Here is a 14,837-nt window from a genome sequence, read left to right as displayed (position 1 = left end):
GCTAGGTGCTCAGTCCGCTGAGGCTAAGCGTCTGGCCACGCTCTGCCAGCAGCTGCCGACAGGCCATCAGGGCTGAGAGGCCCACGGCGGCCGTGCCCTCTCCGGGGTGGATCGAATCACCGCACAGCCACAGGCCCGGCAGAGGGGTGCGGCTGGCTAGGCCGAAGGGCCCGAAGCGGCTGGGGTGCTGTCCCAGACCGCCCACAAAGCCAAAGGGCCGCCCGGTCCAGCGCTCAAAACCCCTTGGTGTGGCCAGCTCAGCGTGGCGCCACTGTGCTGGGCTGATGCCCAGCAGCGACTCCAACCCCCGCTGCATGGCGGCCAGCGATTCGGCCTTGGCTTGGTCGTAGGCGGTGGGTTCGAGGCCAAACCAGGGTTTCGCTGGGGTGAAAACGCTGGCGATCACAGTGGCCAGGCCCACCGGCGCCCGGCCGTCGCCCTCCTGGCTCACCGACACAAACAAGGTGCCCGGATCGGCCCAATCGAGTTGTAGGTGGCTGGGGCAGTTGGCGGGCAGCAGTGCTCGCTCAATGGCACCGTAAAAAACCAATGCCCCAGATGGATCGCTCAAATTTTCTATCCGGTTGCGGTAGCCCGTAGGCAGCTGCTGGCCGAGCAGAGCGGGCAGGCTTTGCACCGGTATGGCCAGCACCACATTGGTAGCGCTCAAGCTGAACGCCTGCCCCTTGCCTGCTCCACCCAGCTGCTCGCCCTGCAACCTCCAGCCCGCCCCGCCTCCAGGCTCGTTGTTGCGCTGCAGGGCTTTCACCCGATGTCGCAGTCGCAGCTGGCCGCCGCCGGCAGCCAGGGCCTGCTCAAGCTGCTGGCTGAGCACCTGCATTGAGCCCTGCAGGTGCCAGAGCCCCAGCGGTGCCTGGCCCATGGCCAGCACGGTGGCGCCATAGAGGGCGGCGGTGCGATCGGCGGGCTCCTGGGAGTAGAGGCGTAGCTGCAGATCGAGGAAGCGGCGCAGGCGCGGGTCGCCGCCGCAGCCCGTGAGCGCCAGCAGATCGGCCACCGTGGCGCCGGCCAGCAGGCCACTGGCCAGGTTGGCGGGGCGCATGGCCGGCAGCAGCTGGCCCAGATCCCAGAGGGTGCGCGGTGGTAGCACCGGATCGCGGCCAGCGAAGGTCCAGTTGGCCTGGTGCAGGACGGCGCACAGTTGCCAGAAGCGGCCGCTGCCGGGAAACTGCAGCTCCCGCTCGGCGGCCCAGCGCTCCGGATCGCGCCAGATCCGCACCGGCGGCTGGCCATCGGCCAGATCCACCACGCAGGCCGGATCCAGGGGGGTGGCCTGCGGTAAGGGCAGAGCGAAGTGGGCCAGCAGGCGCTGGTGGCTGCCGCCAGGTTCCAGGCCAGCGACCTGGGTGGCGCCCACATCAAAGGTGTAGGGGCCGCGGCGGAAGGTGCCGGCGCAGCCACCGCTCTGCTGGTGGGCTTCCAGCAGTTCCACCGTTAGGCCCTCCCGGGCCAGTAGGGCTGCGGCGGTGAGGCCGGCGATGCCGGCGCCCACCACCACCACATCGAGGCGCTTCTCCATGGCGCCATGCTGGCAACCAGGTGCGCGGGCGCGCGATGCAGGCCTGGGTAGAGCAGCAGCTCGGCTGCGCCGTGGTGGCCCAGACGCCGCTGGGGGGTGGTTGTATCCACCAGGCCTGGCGGCTTGAGTTGGCTGATGGTCGCAGCTTGTTTGCCAAGACCAACGCGGCCGCAGCCCTACCCATGTTTGAGGCGGAGCTAAGCGGTCTGCAGCAGTTGGCACAGCATGCGCCTGCCGCGCTGGTGATTCCAGAGCCCCTGGCATGGGGAGTGGCCGGCGATCTCGCCGTGCTGCTGCTCAGCTGGCTGCAGTTGGCCGGCTCAGCTGGCGCCGCAGCTGAAAGTGGTTGGTTTCAATGCGGCCAGGGCTTGGCCCAGCTGCACCGCAGCAGTGCCGGCTCGGCACCAGCCCAGGGCTACGGCGCGGCGGCAGACAACTTCATTGGATCAGCCCCCCAGCCCAACGGCTGGCGCTCCGATTGGGGGGTGTTTTTTGCGGAGTGCCGCTTGGCGCCCCAGCTGGCTTGGGCCGCTAGGCGGGGAGAGCCGCTGCGGGGAGCACGGGAGCTGCTGGAGCTGGTGCCGCTACGGCTAAGCGGCCGTCACTGTGAGCCGGTGCTTGTGCACGGGGATCTCTGGCGCGGCAATGCGGGCCTGCTGACCAATGGCTGCAGCACAATTTTCGACCCCGCTTGCTATTGGGGGGATCGGGAGGTGGATATGGCGATGGCCCAGCTATTCGGCGGATTTCCGAAAGCTTTTTTTAGCGGTTACGTAGATGTCTGGCCGGTGGAGCCTGGGGCCAAGGCTCGGGTCGCCCTCTACAACCTGTATCACCTTTTGAATCACGCCAGCCTGTTTGGCGGCGGCTGGGGGCGCCAGGCTCAAGCCAGCATTGATCAGCTGCTAATTAATAGGAGCTGATTAGCCCAGATATTCCTTGCGGAGGTTCTGGACCTTGGCCACCACGGCACCACGCTTTTCGCTGGTGGTGAGGTTGTGCCAACTCCACTGGCCGACAACCACCAAGCCCAGCAGTTCCAGCAGGCCGGGAACCACGGGTAGCAGGTTTATTGCGTCGAGCACTCCTTTGATCAGGATCTGAGCGACGATCACAGCCAGAATCACCCCGCTGGCTTTGCCGATCCGTCCCATCTGGCTCCAGTCCACCTGGTCCAGGGTGCCGTTCACCTTGGCAAGAATTTCGCTGTAACGCTCACTGAAGCTGGCTTCGGCTGCACCGGAGGTGGCGTCAGTCTCCACTTCAGTGGCAGTGCCCTGCTCAACCGCGTCGGTGGTGGTATCGCTCATGGACCGGTTGGGAGGCGAATGTTTGGAATGATTCATAAGGTATCGGCGTGTTCTCCCAAGCGCCAGAGCAAATCAGGGCAGATCTGCACCTGCTCACCGTTTTGCGCCCCATCCTGGCCAGCGCAGAACCGGAGGAGGGTTGTGCCCTGCTGCTGGGCGAACGCTTGGACTTCGACTGGCAACTGCGCCTGGTCTGGCCGTGTTGCAACGTCTGGCCCCAGCCTCAGCAACGCTGCCAGCGCTTTGCGATTGATCCAAGGGAGCAGCTGCAGGCGCAGAAGTGGGGCAGGGCTCAGGGGCTGGAGCTGCTGGGCTCGGCCCACAGCCACCCCACCAGTGGGGCAGTGCCTTCTGGCACTGATCGCAGTCTCTGTGGGATATCCACTTTGATGGTGATCCTCGGGGCCCAAACCCTTGGCGGGGAGTTGGTTGCCTGGTGGCTGCCGGAAGCCCCGGCCGCGCCCCTGCGCCTGCCATGGAGAATGGTGTCCTGATCCAAGAGGCCATGCTTCCTCCCGACACCAGCGGCGTCCAGCTCAGCCCCGATGAGGTGGCTCGCTTTGCCCGGCACCTGATCCTGCCAGAGGTGGGTATGGAGGGGCAAAAGCGGCTCAAGGCAGCTTCTGTTCTGTGCGTGGGCACCGGTGGGCTGGGCTCGCCCCTGCTCCTTTATCTAGCGGCTGCCGGAGTTGGCCGGCTCGGCATCGTCGATTTCGATGTGGTCGACCACTCCAACCTCCAGCGCCAGGTGATCCATGGCACCAGCTGGGTTGGCAAGCCCAAGATTGAATCGGCCAAGGCGCGCATCCTGGAGATCAATCCCCACTGCCAGGTGGATCTCTACGAGACCGCCCTCACCAGCGAAAATGCCCTGGAGATCATTTCCGGCTACGACCTGGTCTGCGACGGCACTGATAACTTCCCCACCCGCTACCTGGTGAACGACGCCTGCGTGCTGCTGGGTAAGCCAAATGTTTACGGCTCGATCTTCCGCTTCGAGGGCCAGGCCACGGTGTTCAACCTGGATGCCGAGAGCCCCAACTACCGCGACCTGTTCCCCGAACCGCCGCCGCCGGGCATGGTGCCCTCCTGCGCCGAGGGCGGCGTGGTGGGCGTATTGCCCGGAATCATCGGCGTGATCCAGGCCACCGAGGCGGTGAAGATCATCACCGGCATCGGCACCACCCTCAGCGGCCGGCTGCTGCTGTTCGATGCCCTGGCGATGAAGTTCCGCGAGCTGAAGCTGCGGCCAAATCCCGAGCGCCCCGTGATCGACAAACTTATTGATTACCAAGAGTTTTGCGGCGTTGGCGGCACCGCACCTGGCCAGGAAGAATCCGGAGCTGTGGAGAGTATCAGCGTGGGCGAGCTCAAAACGCTGCTCGATGGTGACACCAGTGGCCTGGTGCTGATCGACGTGCGCAACCCCCCCGAGGCTGAGATCGCCGGGATTCCCGGCGCCGTATTGATCCCTCTCGATCAGATCGAGAACGGCACGGCAGTGGAACGCATCCAGCAGCTGGCGGCGGGCAAAAGCCTCTACGTCCACTGCAAGCTGGGCGGCCGCAGTGCCAAGGCCCTGATTGCCCTGAAACGCCACGGCATCGAGGGCATCAATGTGAGCGGGGGCATCGACGCCTGGAGCCAGGAAGTTGATCCGAGTGTGCTGCGCTACTGAGGCCTCTTCTCAGTAGCCCAGTCTCAGTAATCCAGCTTTAGTAATCCACGCCGCGTTTGAGATCGACGCCGCGCTCGGCGTAATGCTTGTGGCACACCATCTCGGAGTGCACCGAAGCTAGGTCGAAATAGGCAGGGCGGTTTTTACAGCGGCCGGTGAGGATTACTTCCGTTTCAGCGGGTTTGCGCAGCAGGGTTTGCACGATCGGCTCCACCGGCAGCAGCTCCAGATCAACTGTGGGGTTGATTTCATCGAGGATCACTGTTTTGTAGAGGCCGCTGGAGATGGCGGCGCGGGCGATCTCCCAAGCACGCTCGGCTTCCACGTAGTCGATCGGCTGCTGCTGGCCGCGCCACACGATCGCGTCGCGCCCGGAGCGCAGGTGATCCACCAGGTGGGGATAGCTCTCGCGAAGTGCGGCGATGGCGGCATCTTCGGTATAGCCAGCGCCACCTTTGAGCCACTGCAGAATCAGCACCCGGTGGCTTTTGTCCTGGCTGATGCCACGGCCGATCGCCTGTAGCCCCTTGCCCAGGGCACTGGTGGATTTCCCCTTGCCTTCACCGGTGTAAATCTCGACGCCTTCAAGGCCACCCGGGCCCTGGTGGGCGCGCATTTCCGAGTGCAGGTCGGCCAGTTGCACCAGCTGGCGGGGCGCACCGCGACCTGTGCAGATCACCTCCATGCCGTCGGGTTTGGCCGCCAGGGTGCGGGCTACATCTTCGATATCAAGCAGGCCCAGATCAAGCACCGGGTTGAGCTCGTCGAGCACCACCACCGAGTAGAGGTCGCTGGCGATGGCCCCTTTGGCAATGTCCCAGCCCCGCTGGGCCTCCTGCCGGTCGAAGCGGGTGGCTTCCTCGGCGCTGAAAAAGTCTCCCCTGCCGGTGCGCACCTGGTCGATCAGGTGGGGAAAGCCCTGTTGCAGGGCTTCGATGGCGGCGTCTTCGTCGTAGGCCCGGCCGGGCCCCTTGAGAAAGCGCAGCAGCAGCACCCGTGTGCGTTTTTGCTCGCAGATACCCAGGCCGATGGTGCGCAGAACTACACCTAGGGCCGCCTGGCTTTTGCCCTTGCCATCGCCGTCATAGACGTGCAGCTGGCCATGGGCGCGCTCATCGCTGCCGGCCGCCGTACGGATGCCGATACCCCGGCCCGTTCCTCGTTGCGGCGTCTGGGTGCTGCTCATATTGCGATGTTACCGGCGTCATTGGGGTGGGGGTTGCCAAGATCTGGGCAGGAGTTTGGTGGCGATGCTGTTTTCCCCGTTGGAGCCGTTGCCGCCGCCGCTGGAGCTGGCGCTGGCCTCGCTGCGTCAGCAGTTGGCGTGCCTAGATCGGCTGGTTCTGGCCTATTCCGGTGGCGTTGATAGTTCCCTAGTGGCTGCCCTCGCCGTAGAGCAACGCGGCGAGGCGGCTTTGGCGATTACGGGTGTGTCGCCGGCCCTAGCCCCCCACCTGCGGGCGGAGGCGGCGGAGCAGGCTCGTTGGCTGCGGATCACCCACCGGGAGATCGCTACGGCGGAGCTGGCAGATCCGGCCTACGCCAGTAATCCTGACCAGCGCTGCTACGCCTGCAAGCGGGAGCTGCACCGGCTGCTGGCGCCGATCGCGGCCGCGGCGGCAGGGGCGACCGTGCTCGATGGCGTCAATGCCGAGGATCTAGACGATCATCGGCCCGGCATTCGGGCCGCAAAGGAATTCGGAGTGCGTTCGCCTCTGGCCGAGGTGGGCCTCGACAAGGCCGGCGTACGCCAAATTTCTCGGGCTCTGGGATTGCCCTGGTGGGACAAGCCGGCCCAGCCTTGTCTGGCTTCGCGCTTTCCCTACGGCGAACGGATCACGGCGGAGAGGCTGGAGCGGGTGGCTGCAGCGGAAGCCTGGTTGTTTGCAAGAGGATGGCCCCAGGTGCGCGTGCGCTCCCAGGGCCAGACGGCTCGGATTGAACTGCCTCCCGCCCAATTGGATCGCGCCCTGGGTTTGTGGGCCAAGCCCGAAACCAGGCAGGCGCTGGTGGCGGCCTTCCTGGAGATGGGTTTCAGCGCCGTTGGGCTGGATCTGGAGGGGCTGGTGAGCGGCAAGCTCAACCGGGAACTGGGCTCAGCCAACCGGTGGTTAGCCGGCTGAGATCAGAGGGTCACCGCGGCGGTGAACCCATGCTCCTGCAACGGATCACGCGGGCTCTCAGCAATCGACGGCGGTGTCTCGCGGCGGAAGCTGGTGAGCTTGTGGTCGTTGGCTGAAAGCTCGGCGGCGAGTACCGCACAGGCTTTTTCCGGCATCGTGTGATCACCGCAGGTGAACACATCAACCGCCGCGTAGCCCGATTCTGGCCAGGTGTGAATCGAGATATGGGATTCGGCCAGTAGGGCTAATCCCGTAACCCCTTGGGGTTCGAATCGGTGGGTGATCAGGTTGAGGAGGGTGGCACCGGCACGCTTCGCTGCTGCGGTGATGGTGTCCCTCAGGAAGGCTTCGTCGTCGAGCTTGGCGCTGTCGCAGCCATAAAGCTCAAGGATGCAGTGTTTCCCGACCGTTTCGGAAATCTGGTGAGGCAGGGGAGAGGCTGCGGTGGTAGCAGCAGGGGCCTCAGTCCATCCCGGGTTCGGGTGGAGGCAGGGCAGGGTCTGGGTCATCGAATCCGACCAAACGAGCAATTAACCATAGGCTGTCGGCCAGGTAGTGGGGCCTAGCTGTCCAAGTCAGTTGGCATCTTCGGATCGAGCTGGCCGGCGCGCATCCGCACCACCTGGCTTTCGGCCTGCCAGCCCCCACTGAAGGCTCCCAGGTGGGTGGCACTCACCAGGCACTGGTGACCTTCGCCCACCGCCTCGAGCAGCAATTGTTGCCGCTCCGGGTCTAGTTCGGCGAGCACGTCGTCGAGGAGCAGTAGGGGTGGCTCCCCCAGGACGGATCCCACAAGCTCGAGCTCAGCCAGCTTGAGGGCCAGTACCAAGGTGCGTTGCTGGCCAGCCGAGCCGTAGCGGCGGGCCGGTTGGCCGGCCAAGGCCAGCTCTAGCTCGTCCCGGTGGGGCCCCACCGTGCATTGGCCCAGCCGCAGTTCCTCCTGGCGTTGAAGCTGTAGCTGCTCAAGCAGGGATTGACGCCAAGGTTCCTCAGCCTCCTCTCCCGCCAAGACAGTGCCGCTTTGGTAATTCAGTTGCAGCTCTTCACGGCCGCCGCTGAGCCGCTCCTGCCAGGCTGCGGCCAGGGGCTCGAGGCGCCGGATCGCCCGGAAGCGGCGCCGGTGTAAGCGGGTGCCGATCACGGCCATTTGCAGATCAAAGGTGTCGAGTAGGGCCAGCAGGCTGGTTCCCCCCAGGCCGCGCCGCAGCAATTGGCTGCGCTGGCGTAGCAGCCGGCCGTAGCGACTCAGCAGGTCGCCGTAGAGAGGCTCGAGCTGCAGCACCACCCGGTCGAGCCACTGACGCCGGCCAGCGGGCTCGCCCCGCACCAGCTCGAGGTCGAGGGCGCTGAAGCCCACGCAGCGCAGCGAACCCAGCAGGTCAAGCTGGCGCTCCAGCTGCTTGCCGTTGCGCTGGGCCTGCCTGCCGCCACTTCGGCGCAGCTCCAGCTGCAGCTGGTCCCCGCCGCTGGTGAGGGCGCGCACCTGGCCGCTGGCCTCGCCGTGCTGGATCAAATCACGATCGCTACTGGTGCGGTGGGATCGCAGGCAGCCAAGTAATTCCACCGCTTCCAGCAGGTTGGATTTGCCCTCGCCATTGGCCCCGACCACCAGTAGCCGGGGAGCCTCCAGGCTCAGCTCCAGCCGACTGATATTGCGGAAACGCAGCAGCTCCAGGCGATGCAGCCGGATGGGTCTGATGCGGTGTGCGGTTAAGGTAAGCCAGGCAGGGTGCCATTAAGGGCATGTAGCTCAGTTGGATAGAGCATCAGATTCCGGTTCTGAGGGTCGGGGGTTCGAGTCCCTCCATGCTCGTCACCCAACCGCATCCCGCCCCACCTCTCCCCACCGCCGAGGCAATCAAGGCCCAGGCGGTGGGGTTTTGCTTGGGAACTGTGGTTTGCTGGCCAAGCCCGGTTTGAAATCAACTCTCCAGCTTGAGATCAATTCTCAAGCTTGAGCCCCATGGCGCGGATGCCCCCCGGATCCACGGCAAACCCGTAGCGCTCTAGGGCAGCAAGGGCCTGGGGCGGGGCTGAAAGAGAAATACTGCACCCCGCCAGCTCCCGGCGCAATCGGCCCAAGGCGGCATGGACAAGCACCGCCAGGATCTCTGCCTCAGCTGGATCGGCAGGATCGGCGCAAAGGTCCCAGAGGTTGGCATTGAGGGCGAGGTCGCTGGTAGCTCTGACAAACCCCACCAGCTGGCCATCGGGGCCCGCCACGCCCAAGTGCCAAACGCTTAGCTCCAGCACCCGCTGCCAGCGCTCAGGCTGCCGGGGCTGATCACCCGCTGCCACCAGCAGCCTGTTGAGCGCTTCGGCACTGGGCAGTAGGCCATCGGCCAGCAGGTGATAACCATCCCTCAGTTGTGGGGCTTGGGGCTGGCTGCGGAACGGGATCAAGAGGGAGTCCAGAGCTGGGCTGATCTAGGTAGGGGCTGAAGGGAATGGACTCAGCCGGTGTTGCGCATGCCCGCCGCGATGCCGTTGATGGTGAGCAGGGCGCCCCGCAGCAGTTCACTGCGGCTATAGGTGCGCCCATCGTCGCTGCTGCTGGCGCTCGTTTCACTCATCGGTGGCTGGCGGTTTTGGTCGCGCAGGCGTCTGAGCAGGGCCACCTGCAGGAAGCCGAGCGGAATGATCGTGCGGTTGCGTAGATCCACCGAGAGCTGCAAGGCAGGATCGCCATCCAGCAGTCGGCTGTGGCCTGTGATCGCCCGCACCAGATCGCGGGTAAGGCCAAATTCCGCAGCGATCGACTGGAAGATTGCTTCAAAGGCCTCGCGGTTTTCGCTGCGGCCCAGGGCCTGGACGTAGTGGTGGGCCAGGTCGAGATCCACCTTGGAGAGGGTCATCTCCACTTTGGAAATCAGCATGCGGAAGAACGGCCAGCGCTGGTAGAGCAACCGCAGTAGCTCCAGCTGGCCTGGATCCTGGTCGAGCTCCTCCTGCAGGGCGGCTCCCACCCCAAACCAGCTGGGCAACAGGAAGCGGCTCTGGGTCCAGCCGAACACCCAGGGGATGGCCCGCAGGCTTGAGAGGTCCTTGGCGCCACTCTTGCGGCGGGCCGGGCGGCTGGAGATCTGCAGCTTGCTGATCTCTTCGATTGGGGTCACCTGCTGGAAGAAGGCCACCAGGTCGGGGTTGTCGTGCACCAGGGCCCGGTAGTGGTCGCGGGAGCGGGCCGCCAGTCGGCCCATCAGCTCGTTCCAGCTGGGGGTTTCGTCAACGGGGCTGCTCACCAGGCTGTTCTGCAACACGGCGGTGGTGACCGTTTCCAGGTTGTAGAGCGCTAGCTCCGGCAGGGAGTATTTGGAGGCCAGCACCTCCCCTTGTTCGGTGATCTTGATGCGGCCGCTGAGGGTGCCGCTGGGCTGGGCCAGGATCGCCTGATAGGCGGGCCCACCACCGCGGCCCACCGAGCCGCCCCGGCCGTGGAAGATGCGCAGGGCGACGCCGTGCTCGATGGCCAGACGCTGCAGGGCGATCTGGGCCTTATGGATTTCCCAGTTGCTGGAGAGGAAGCCCGAATCCTTATTGCTGTCGGAGTAGCCCAGCATCACTTCTTGGAGGGGCTGGCCACCGTCACTGCCCAGCAGGGCTAGGTAAAAAGGATGGCGGAACAGGGTGCCCATCACCGCTGGCGCCCTCTGGAGATCCTCCACCGTTTCAAACAGCGGCACCACCAGCAGGCCGGCGCGCTGGGCAAGTGGGTCTACTAGCCCGGCCTCCTTGGCCAGCAGCAGCACCTCCAGCAAATCGGACACCGTGTGACTCATCGAGATCACATAGGTGCGGCAAATACGCGATCCGAATTCCTGCTGCAGCCTCTGCAGCATCCGGAACACGGCGAAGGTTTCGGCTGTGGCGGCACTCCATTTGGCAGTGGGCGGCAGCAGGGGGCGGCGGGTCTGGATTTCGCTGAGCAGCCACTCGACCCGCTGGGCCTCATCCATCTCGCCGTAGGGCACGGCTAACTGCAAGTAGCGGCTGAGTTCGTCGAGGGCATCGCTGTGGCGGGTGCTCTCCTGGCGGATGTCCAGGCTGGCAAGGCAGAAGGCAAAGATCTGGGCCTGGCTGATCAGGTGCTGCAGCGATTCGCAGCTCAGGCCAGTGCGCTCGAGGCTGTCTTGGATCAGTTCCAGGTCGTAGCGGAATTCATCAACCGTGCTGTAGTGCAACTCCTGGGTGGGAGCGGGGGCCATGCTGCCCCCCATCGGCGGCGGTGGGGCGCTGCCATCGCAGGGAGACTCCCAGCCGGCATCGGCCAGTTGCTGGTTGCGTTGGTGGGTGAGCCGCAGCCGCTCCATGGTGTAGCTGAGCTTGAGCCGGTAGGGCTCGAGTCGGTAGCGGGCAGCCCGCTCCTCGTAGATCTCCGGGAAGCGCAGCCGGTCCATTTCCAGCGACTCCAGCAGAGCCGGGCTCACCTGGCTCCACTGCATCGAGATGCTGAGCTGGTCACTGAGCTCGTTCACCGCCTTGAGATAGCGCTCCAGCATTAGCTGGCGTTGGTAGCAGGCGGTGCGCCAGGTGATGTCCGGTGTCACCGAGGGGTTGCCGTCCCGGTCTGAGCCCACCCAGGAGCCGAAGGTGCAGAACGAATCCCGTGGCGGTTCCACGTCTGGATAGCTCAGCTTCAGGGCGGCGCGAATGCGATCGCGTAGCTGGGGCATGGCGTCGAAGAGCACCTGCTGGAAGTAGTGCAGGGCGTAGTCGACCTCGTCGAGCACCGTCGGTTTGAACTGGTGTAGTTCGTCGGTGCGCCACCAGAGCCGGATCTCCTCCTCTAGCTGGAGTCGCAGGCCTTGGCGCTCAAGGCAATTGAGGCCGCTGCCCTGCTCCAGTTTCTGGATCAAGGTGGCCACGCGTCGCTGCTTGTGCCGCACCGTATGGCGCACAATTTCAGTGGGGTGGGCGGTGAACACCAGCCGCAGGTCGAGGGTGCGCAGCAACTTCTCCAGCTGGGCTGGCGGCACATTCAGGCTGCGCAGGCGGGCGAACAGCTGGCGAAAGGTGGCCGGGTCGGTCTGGTTGGCCAGGGCCGGCAGGAAGGGATCGCTGGGGCCGTTTTCCTGGTTTCTGAGGCTGTCGAGGTAGCTGTCCTCCTCGATGTGTTGTTCGAGGATGTTGACCAGCTGGAAATAAAGCGAAAAGGCCCTGGCCGCGGCGATTGCCTCGGCCAGATCCATCTCGCGGATCAGCTGCACGATCGCCCCAGTGACATCAGCCTCGTCTGGGTCACTCAGCTGCTTGAGGCGCAGCAGTCGCTCGGCCTGCTCGGGGGGGCACTCGCTGCGCAGCACCGTCTCCCAGAGATCTTCAACTAATTCGAGACGCTCGCCCAGCAGCCGCGTGACCCGCTGGGAAGCCGGTATCGCTTCGCTGGCTGCAGCGGGAGTGGGCATGGACTGCCGCATGGGAGCTGAATTGGCGGCGGAGTGATTTTCGATCATCCCAAAGGACCAGGCCCCCCGTCTGTGGCGATTGCCTCAAGTAGCTCGGCCTCCTGGCTTGCCATCGCCTCGACGGTCTGGTTGAGCAGGGTCGGGATCGACAGGCCAGCCTGGTGTCCGGCTAGCCAGCTCATGGCCTGGTTGCCCTGGCCAAGGACGCCCTGCAGGGGGGCGAGCACCCTGGTTAGTCCCAGCTCTTGAGCAAGTGGAGCCAGATCGGCCAGCTCCTGAGCCAGCCAGTCTCGAGCCTGGATCGGGGCCCCATTGCGCCAGTGCATCAAGGTGGCATCAAGGCTGGAGCGGGCTGCGGCCCGGTCGTTGGCATCGGCGAGGGCGGCTAGCTGGGATGGGTCCAGGCGGCTGGCCTGGAGTGGGTCGTAGCGCTCCGGTTCTCGCATCAACTTCTGCAGGCGCAGTTCGGCGAAGGCCGTGATCGCCAAAAGCACGAGTGGATCGGTGACCAGATCGCAAATGCGAATCTCCAGGCGGTTGAGGTCGTGGGGCCGGTTGTCGCCATTGGGCCGCACCGATGTCCAGAGATGGCGCACGTTTTGCATCGTGCCCAAGGCCAGTTGCTCGCCCATCCAGTCGATGTAGTGCTGGTGGTCCAGGAACAGGGGCACCTCCGCTGGCGTCAGGGGAAACTGCAGCCAGCGCTGGGAATGGGCAGCGGTTACGACCCCGTCGAGAAAGGGTGAGCTGGCGCTGAGGGCCAGGAGCAGGGACGCTTCGCAGCGCATCAGGCGCAGGCCCGCAAACAGGCTGGTCATTGGCTCGAGGCCGTGGCCGGCGGTGAGCCCCAGATTGATGTGCACACTGGCTGTAACCACCTTGGTGCCGTAGGTGGCCTCGATGTAGCCGTGATACGGATTGGCCGGATCTGAGCGCTCAAAACGCTGGCTGTCCCCCAGGCTCAGCGTGCTGCCGGGGAGCAGGGTGAGCTGGCGGCTGGCGAGCCAGCGGCGCAGCCGTTGGCGGGGCTCGAGCAGCAGTTGCAGTTGCCGGGCGTAGTCGGCATCCGGGGGAGTGATGTATTCGAGGTTGCGGCAATCGGGCTCGGTTACGAACCCCTCGAGGGCGGCCGCAGCCTCGGCGCTGCAGCCCACCACCGTGCCATCGGCACGGCCGGTGTAGAGCTCCACCTCAAAACCTTTAAGCAGCAGAGGGGCGCTCATGGCTGGGCCGGCAGCAGACAGGCCAGGGCTTTGAGCATGCCGCGGGCTTTGTTCAAGGTTTCCTGGTATTCGAGTTCGGGCTTGGAGTCGGCCACTACTCCAGCGCCGGCTTGCACCTGCACCCGCCAGCCCCCTTCGGGGTGGGGCAGCACCACCATTGTGCGGATGGTGATAGCGGTGTTGAGTGCGCCGGCCAGGTCAACCCCGCCGTACACCCCGGAGTATGGGCCTCGGGCGTCGGGCTCCAGGGCGTGGATCAGCTGCATAGCCCGAATCTTGGGAGCGCCACTGACCGTACCGGCGGGGAAGGAGGCCATCAGCAGGTCCCATACCGTTTGGCCCTCGGCCAGCAGGCCCTCCACCTGGCTCACGATGTGCATCACGTGGGAGTAGCGCTCGATCACCATCAGCTCGCTCACCTTGACGGTGCCTGGCTGGCAGACGCGGCCCAGGTCGTTGCGGCCCAGATCCACCAGCATCACGTGCTCGGCCCGCTCCTTGGGATCAGCCAGCAGCTCCGCCTCCAGGGCCAGGTCTTCGGCCTCATCGGCGCCCCGGGGGCGCGTGCCTGCGATTGGCCGTAAAGAAGCCTTCACTCTCCCTGCGGCAGTGGGCTCTGCCTTCACCATCACCTCCGGACTGGAGCCGATCAGATACCAGCCGCCGAAGTTGAAAAACGCCATGTAGGGCGAGGGATTCACCATCCGCAGGCTGCGGTAGAGCTCGAAGGGATCGCGATCGATGCGGGTTTCCAGCCGCTGGCTGAGCACCAGCTGGAACACGTCGCCAGCTTCGATGTGCCCTTCTCCGCGGCTCACGGCGGCCTCGAAGGCCTCCTGGCCGACGTTGCTGGTGGTCCGCAAATTGGCAGCGATGTCACCGGCCGTGGCGTCGTGCCAGCTAAGGGGGGTGCCGGCTCCGGGCAGGGGGCCGTGCATGCGCTCTTCCAGGCCGGAGATCCGGGCTGCGGCCGCGGCGTAGGCGGCCTGTGGATCCTGGCCGCCACTCAAATCGGCGTAGGCCACTGCGGTGATCTGGCGCTTCACCTGGTCGAACACCAGCAGGCTGTCGGCCAGCATCCAGCAGCCATCAGGTGGTGCACCCTCGGCCGCCGGATGCACCGGCACGCTGGGTTCGATCCAACGGATCAGCTCGTAGCCCCAGAAGCCAAATAGCTGGCCCACCGGTGGCAGACCGGGGATCGGCGGGCTCGATAGGGGCTCTAGGCACTGGCGCAGCAGGTCGAAGGGGTTGCCTTGCAGCCGCTCCTCGGAGCCGGTGCGCCACTGGCGCACGCTTTGGTCGCCCCGGCTGGTGAGGGTCCAGAGCGGATCAGACACCACAAAGCTCCAGCGGCCGATGCGCTCACCACCTTCCACCGACTCCAGCAGCACGCCATAACTGCTACCAGCTCCGGCCTTCAGCCAGGCGGTGAGAGGGGTTTCCAGATCAGCAGGCCAGCGCTTCCAGAGGGGTATGAAGTTGTGGCCAGCCTCGAGCTGGTTGCCAAAGGCCTGATCCTCGGATTTGGACATCGAACCTGTGGTGCGACGAAGCC

Annotated in this window: 13 protein-coding genes and 1 tRNA gene; 5 read left to right on the top strand and 9 right to left on the bottom strand. The window is 65.3% G+C overall.

Annotated features, from left to right (window positions below; all coding sequences use genetic code 11):
* Position 1 precedes the first annotated feature (1 nt).
* Complete coding sequence (gene crtD, locus C7K55_RS08865; protein ID WP_106632370.1) at positions 2-1,540, bottom strand: C-3',4' desaturase CrtD; 1,539 nt, start codon at positions 1,538-1,540, stop codon at positions 2-4.
* A 35-nt stretch (positions 1,541-1,575) separates the two neighbouring features.
* On the opposite strand from crtD, the gene C7K55_RS08860 reads away from it, so the two are divergent.
* Positions 1,576-2,463: a fructosamine kinase family protein gene (locus tag C7K55_RS08860; RefSeq protein WP_106632369.1), complete on the top strand. Its 888-nt coding sequence runs from the start codon at positions 1,576-1,578 to the stop codon at positions 2,461-2,463.
* On the opposite strand, the gene C7K55_RS08855 is transcribed toward C7K55_RS08860, so the two are convergent.
* On the bottom strand, positions 2,464-2,850 hold the full coding sequence (locus C7K55_RS08855; protein ID WP_106632368.1) for a CAAD domain-containing protein: 387 nt from the start codon (positions 2,848-2,850) through the stop codon (positions 2,464-2,466).
* Between the two features lie 47 nt (positions 2,851-2,897).
* Between C7K55_RS08855 and C7K55_RS08850 the strand changes: the two genes are divergently transcribed.
* On the top strand, positions 2,898-3,344 hold the full coding sequence (locus tag C7K55_RS08850) for a M67 family metallopeptidase (protein WP_161956153.1): 447 nt from the start codon (positions 2,898-2,900) through the stop codon (positions 3,342-3,344).
* A gap of 11 nt (positions 3,345-3,355) precedes the next feature.
* Positions 3,356-4,528, top strand: a complete 1,173-nt coding sequence (moeB, locus tag C7K55_RS08845; RefSeq protein WP_106632440.1) for a molybdopterin-synthase adenylyltransferase MoeB — start codon at positions 3,356-3,358, stop codon at positions 4,526-4,528.
* Between the two features lie 37 nt (positions 4,529-4,565).
* Here the strand turns inward: moeB and C7K55_RS08840 are convergent, their stop codons facing one another.
* Positions 4,566-5,714, bottom strand: coding sequence for a cob(I)yrinic acid a,c-diamide adenosyltransferase (locus C7K55_RS08840; protein WP_106632366.1), 1,149 nt, complete (start codon positions 5,712-5,714; stop codon positions 4,566-4,568).
* Positions 5,715-5,778: 64 nt separating this feature from the next.
* Here C7K55_RS08840 and larE point away from each other — a divergent pair, with 64 nt between their 5' ends.
* Positions 5,779-6,651: an ATP-dependent sacrificial sulfur transferase LarE gene (gene larE, locus C7K55_RS08835; RefSeq protein ID WP_106632439.1), complete on the top strand. Its 873-nt coding sequence runs from the start codon at positions 5,779-5,781 to the stop codon at positions 6,649-6,651.
* Between the two features lie 2 nt (positions 6,652-6,653).
* On the opposite strand, the gene speD is transcribed toward larE, so the two are convergent.
* The gene (gene speD, locus C7K55_RS08830; protein WP_106632365.1) at positions 6,654-7,160 is read right to left on the bottom strand and encodes an adenosylmethionine decarboxylase; all 507 of its coding nucleotides are present in this window, start codon (positions 7,158-7,160) and stop codon (positions 6,654-6,656) included.
* Positions 7,161-7,213: 53 nt separating this feature from the next.
* Positions 7,214-8,341: a DNA replication/repair protein RecF gene (gene recF, locus C7K55_RS08825; RefSeq protein ID WP_396094837.1), complete on the bottom strand. Its 1,128-nt coding sequence runs from the start codon at positions 8,339-8,341 to the stop codon at positions 7,214-7,216.
* Positions 8,342-8,390: 49 nt separating this feature from the next.
* On the opposite strand from recF, the gene C7K55_RS08820 reads away from it, so the two are divergent.
* Positions 8,391-8,464, top strand: a tRNA-Arg gene (locus tag C7K55_RS08820).
* 128 nt (positions 8,465-8,592) lie between these two features.
* Here the strand turns inward: C7K55_RS08820 and C7K55_RS08815 are convergent.
* Genes C7K55_RS08815 through C7K55_RS08800 form a run of 4 tightly spaced genes read right to left on the bottom strand, consistent with a single transcriptional unit; the run spans position 8,593 to position 14,814 of the window.
* On the bottom strand, positions 8,593-9,054 hold the full coding sequence (locus C7K55_RS08815) for a GNAT family acetyltransferase (protein ID WP_106632363.1): 462 nt from the start codon (positions 9,052-9,054) through the stop codon (positions 8,593-8,595).
* Positions 9,055-9,104: 50 nt separating this feature from the next.
* Complete coding sequence (ppc, locus tag C7K55_RS08810; protein WP_241518279.1) at positions 9,105-12,056, bottom strand: phosphoenolpyruvate carboxylase; 2,952 nt, start codon at positions 12,054-12,056, stop codon at positions 9,105-9,107.
* A 44-nt stretch (positions 12,057-12,100) separates the two neighbouring features.
* Positions 12,101-13,279 carry a glutamate--cysteine ligase gene (gene gshA / locus C7K55_RS08805; RefSeq protein WP_106632362.1) on the bottom strand — a complete coding sequence of 393 codons (1,179 nt, stop codon included), beginning with the start codon at positions 13,277-13,279 and terminating at the stop codon, positions 12,101-12,103.
* Positions 13,276-14,814, bottom strand: coding sequence for an anthranilate synthase component I family protein (locus C7K55_RS08800; protein ID WP_106632361.1), 1,539 nt, complete (start codon positions 14,812-14,814; stop codon positions 13,276-13,278). The genes gshA and C7K55_RS08800 overlap by 4 nt, the downstream gene beginning before the upstream one ends.
* Positions 14,815-14,837: the final 23 nt, after the last annotated feature.

Origin of the sequence: Cyanobium usitatum str. Tous, from assembly GCF_003011885.1 — a bacterium.
Classification (GTDB): domain Bacteria; phylum Cyanobacteriota; class Cyanobacteriia; order PCC-6307; family Cyanobiaceae; genus Cyanobium_A; species Cyanobium_A usitatum.
This window is presented reverse-complemented; position numbering and strand designations above follow the sequence as displayed.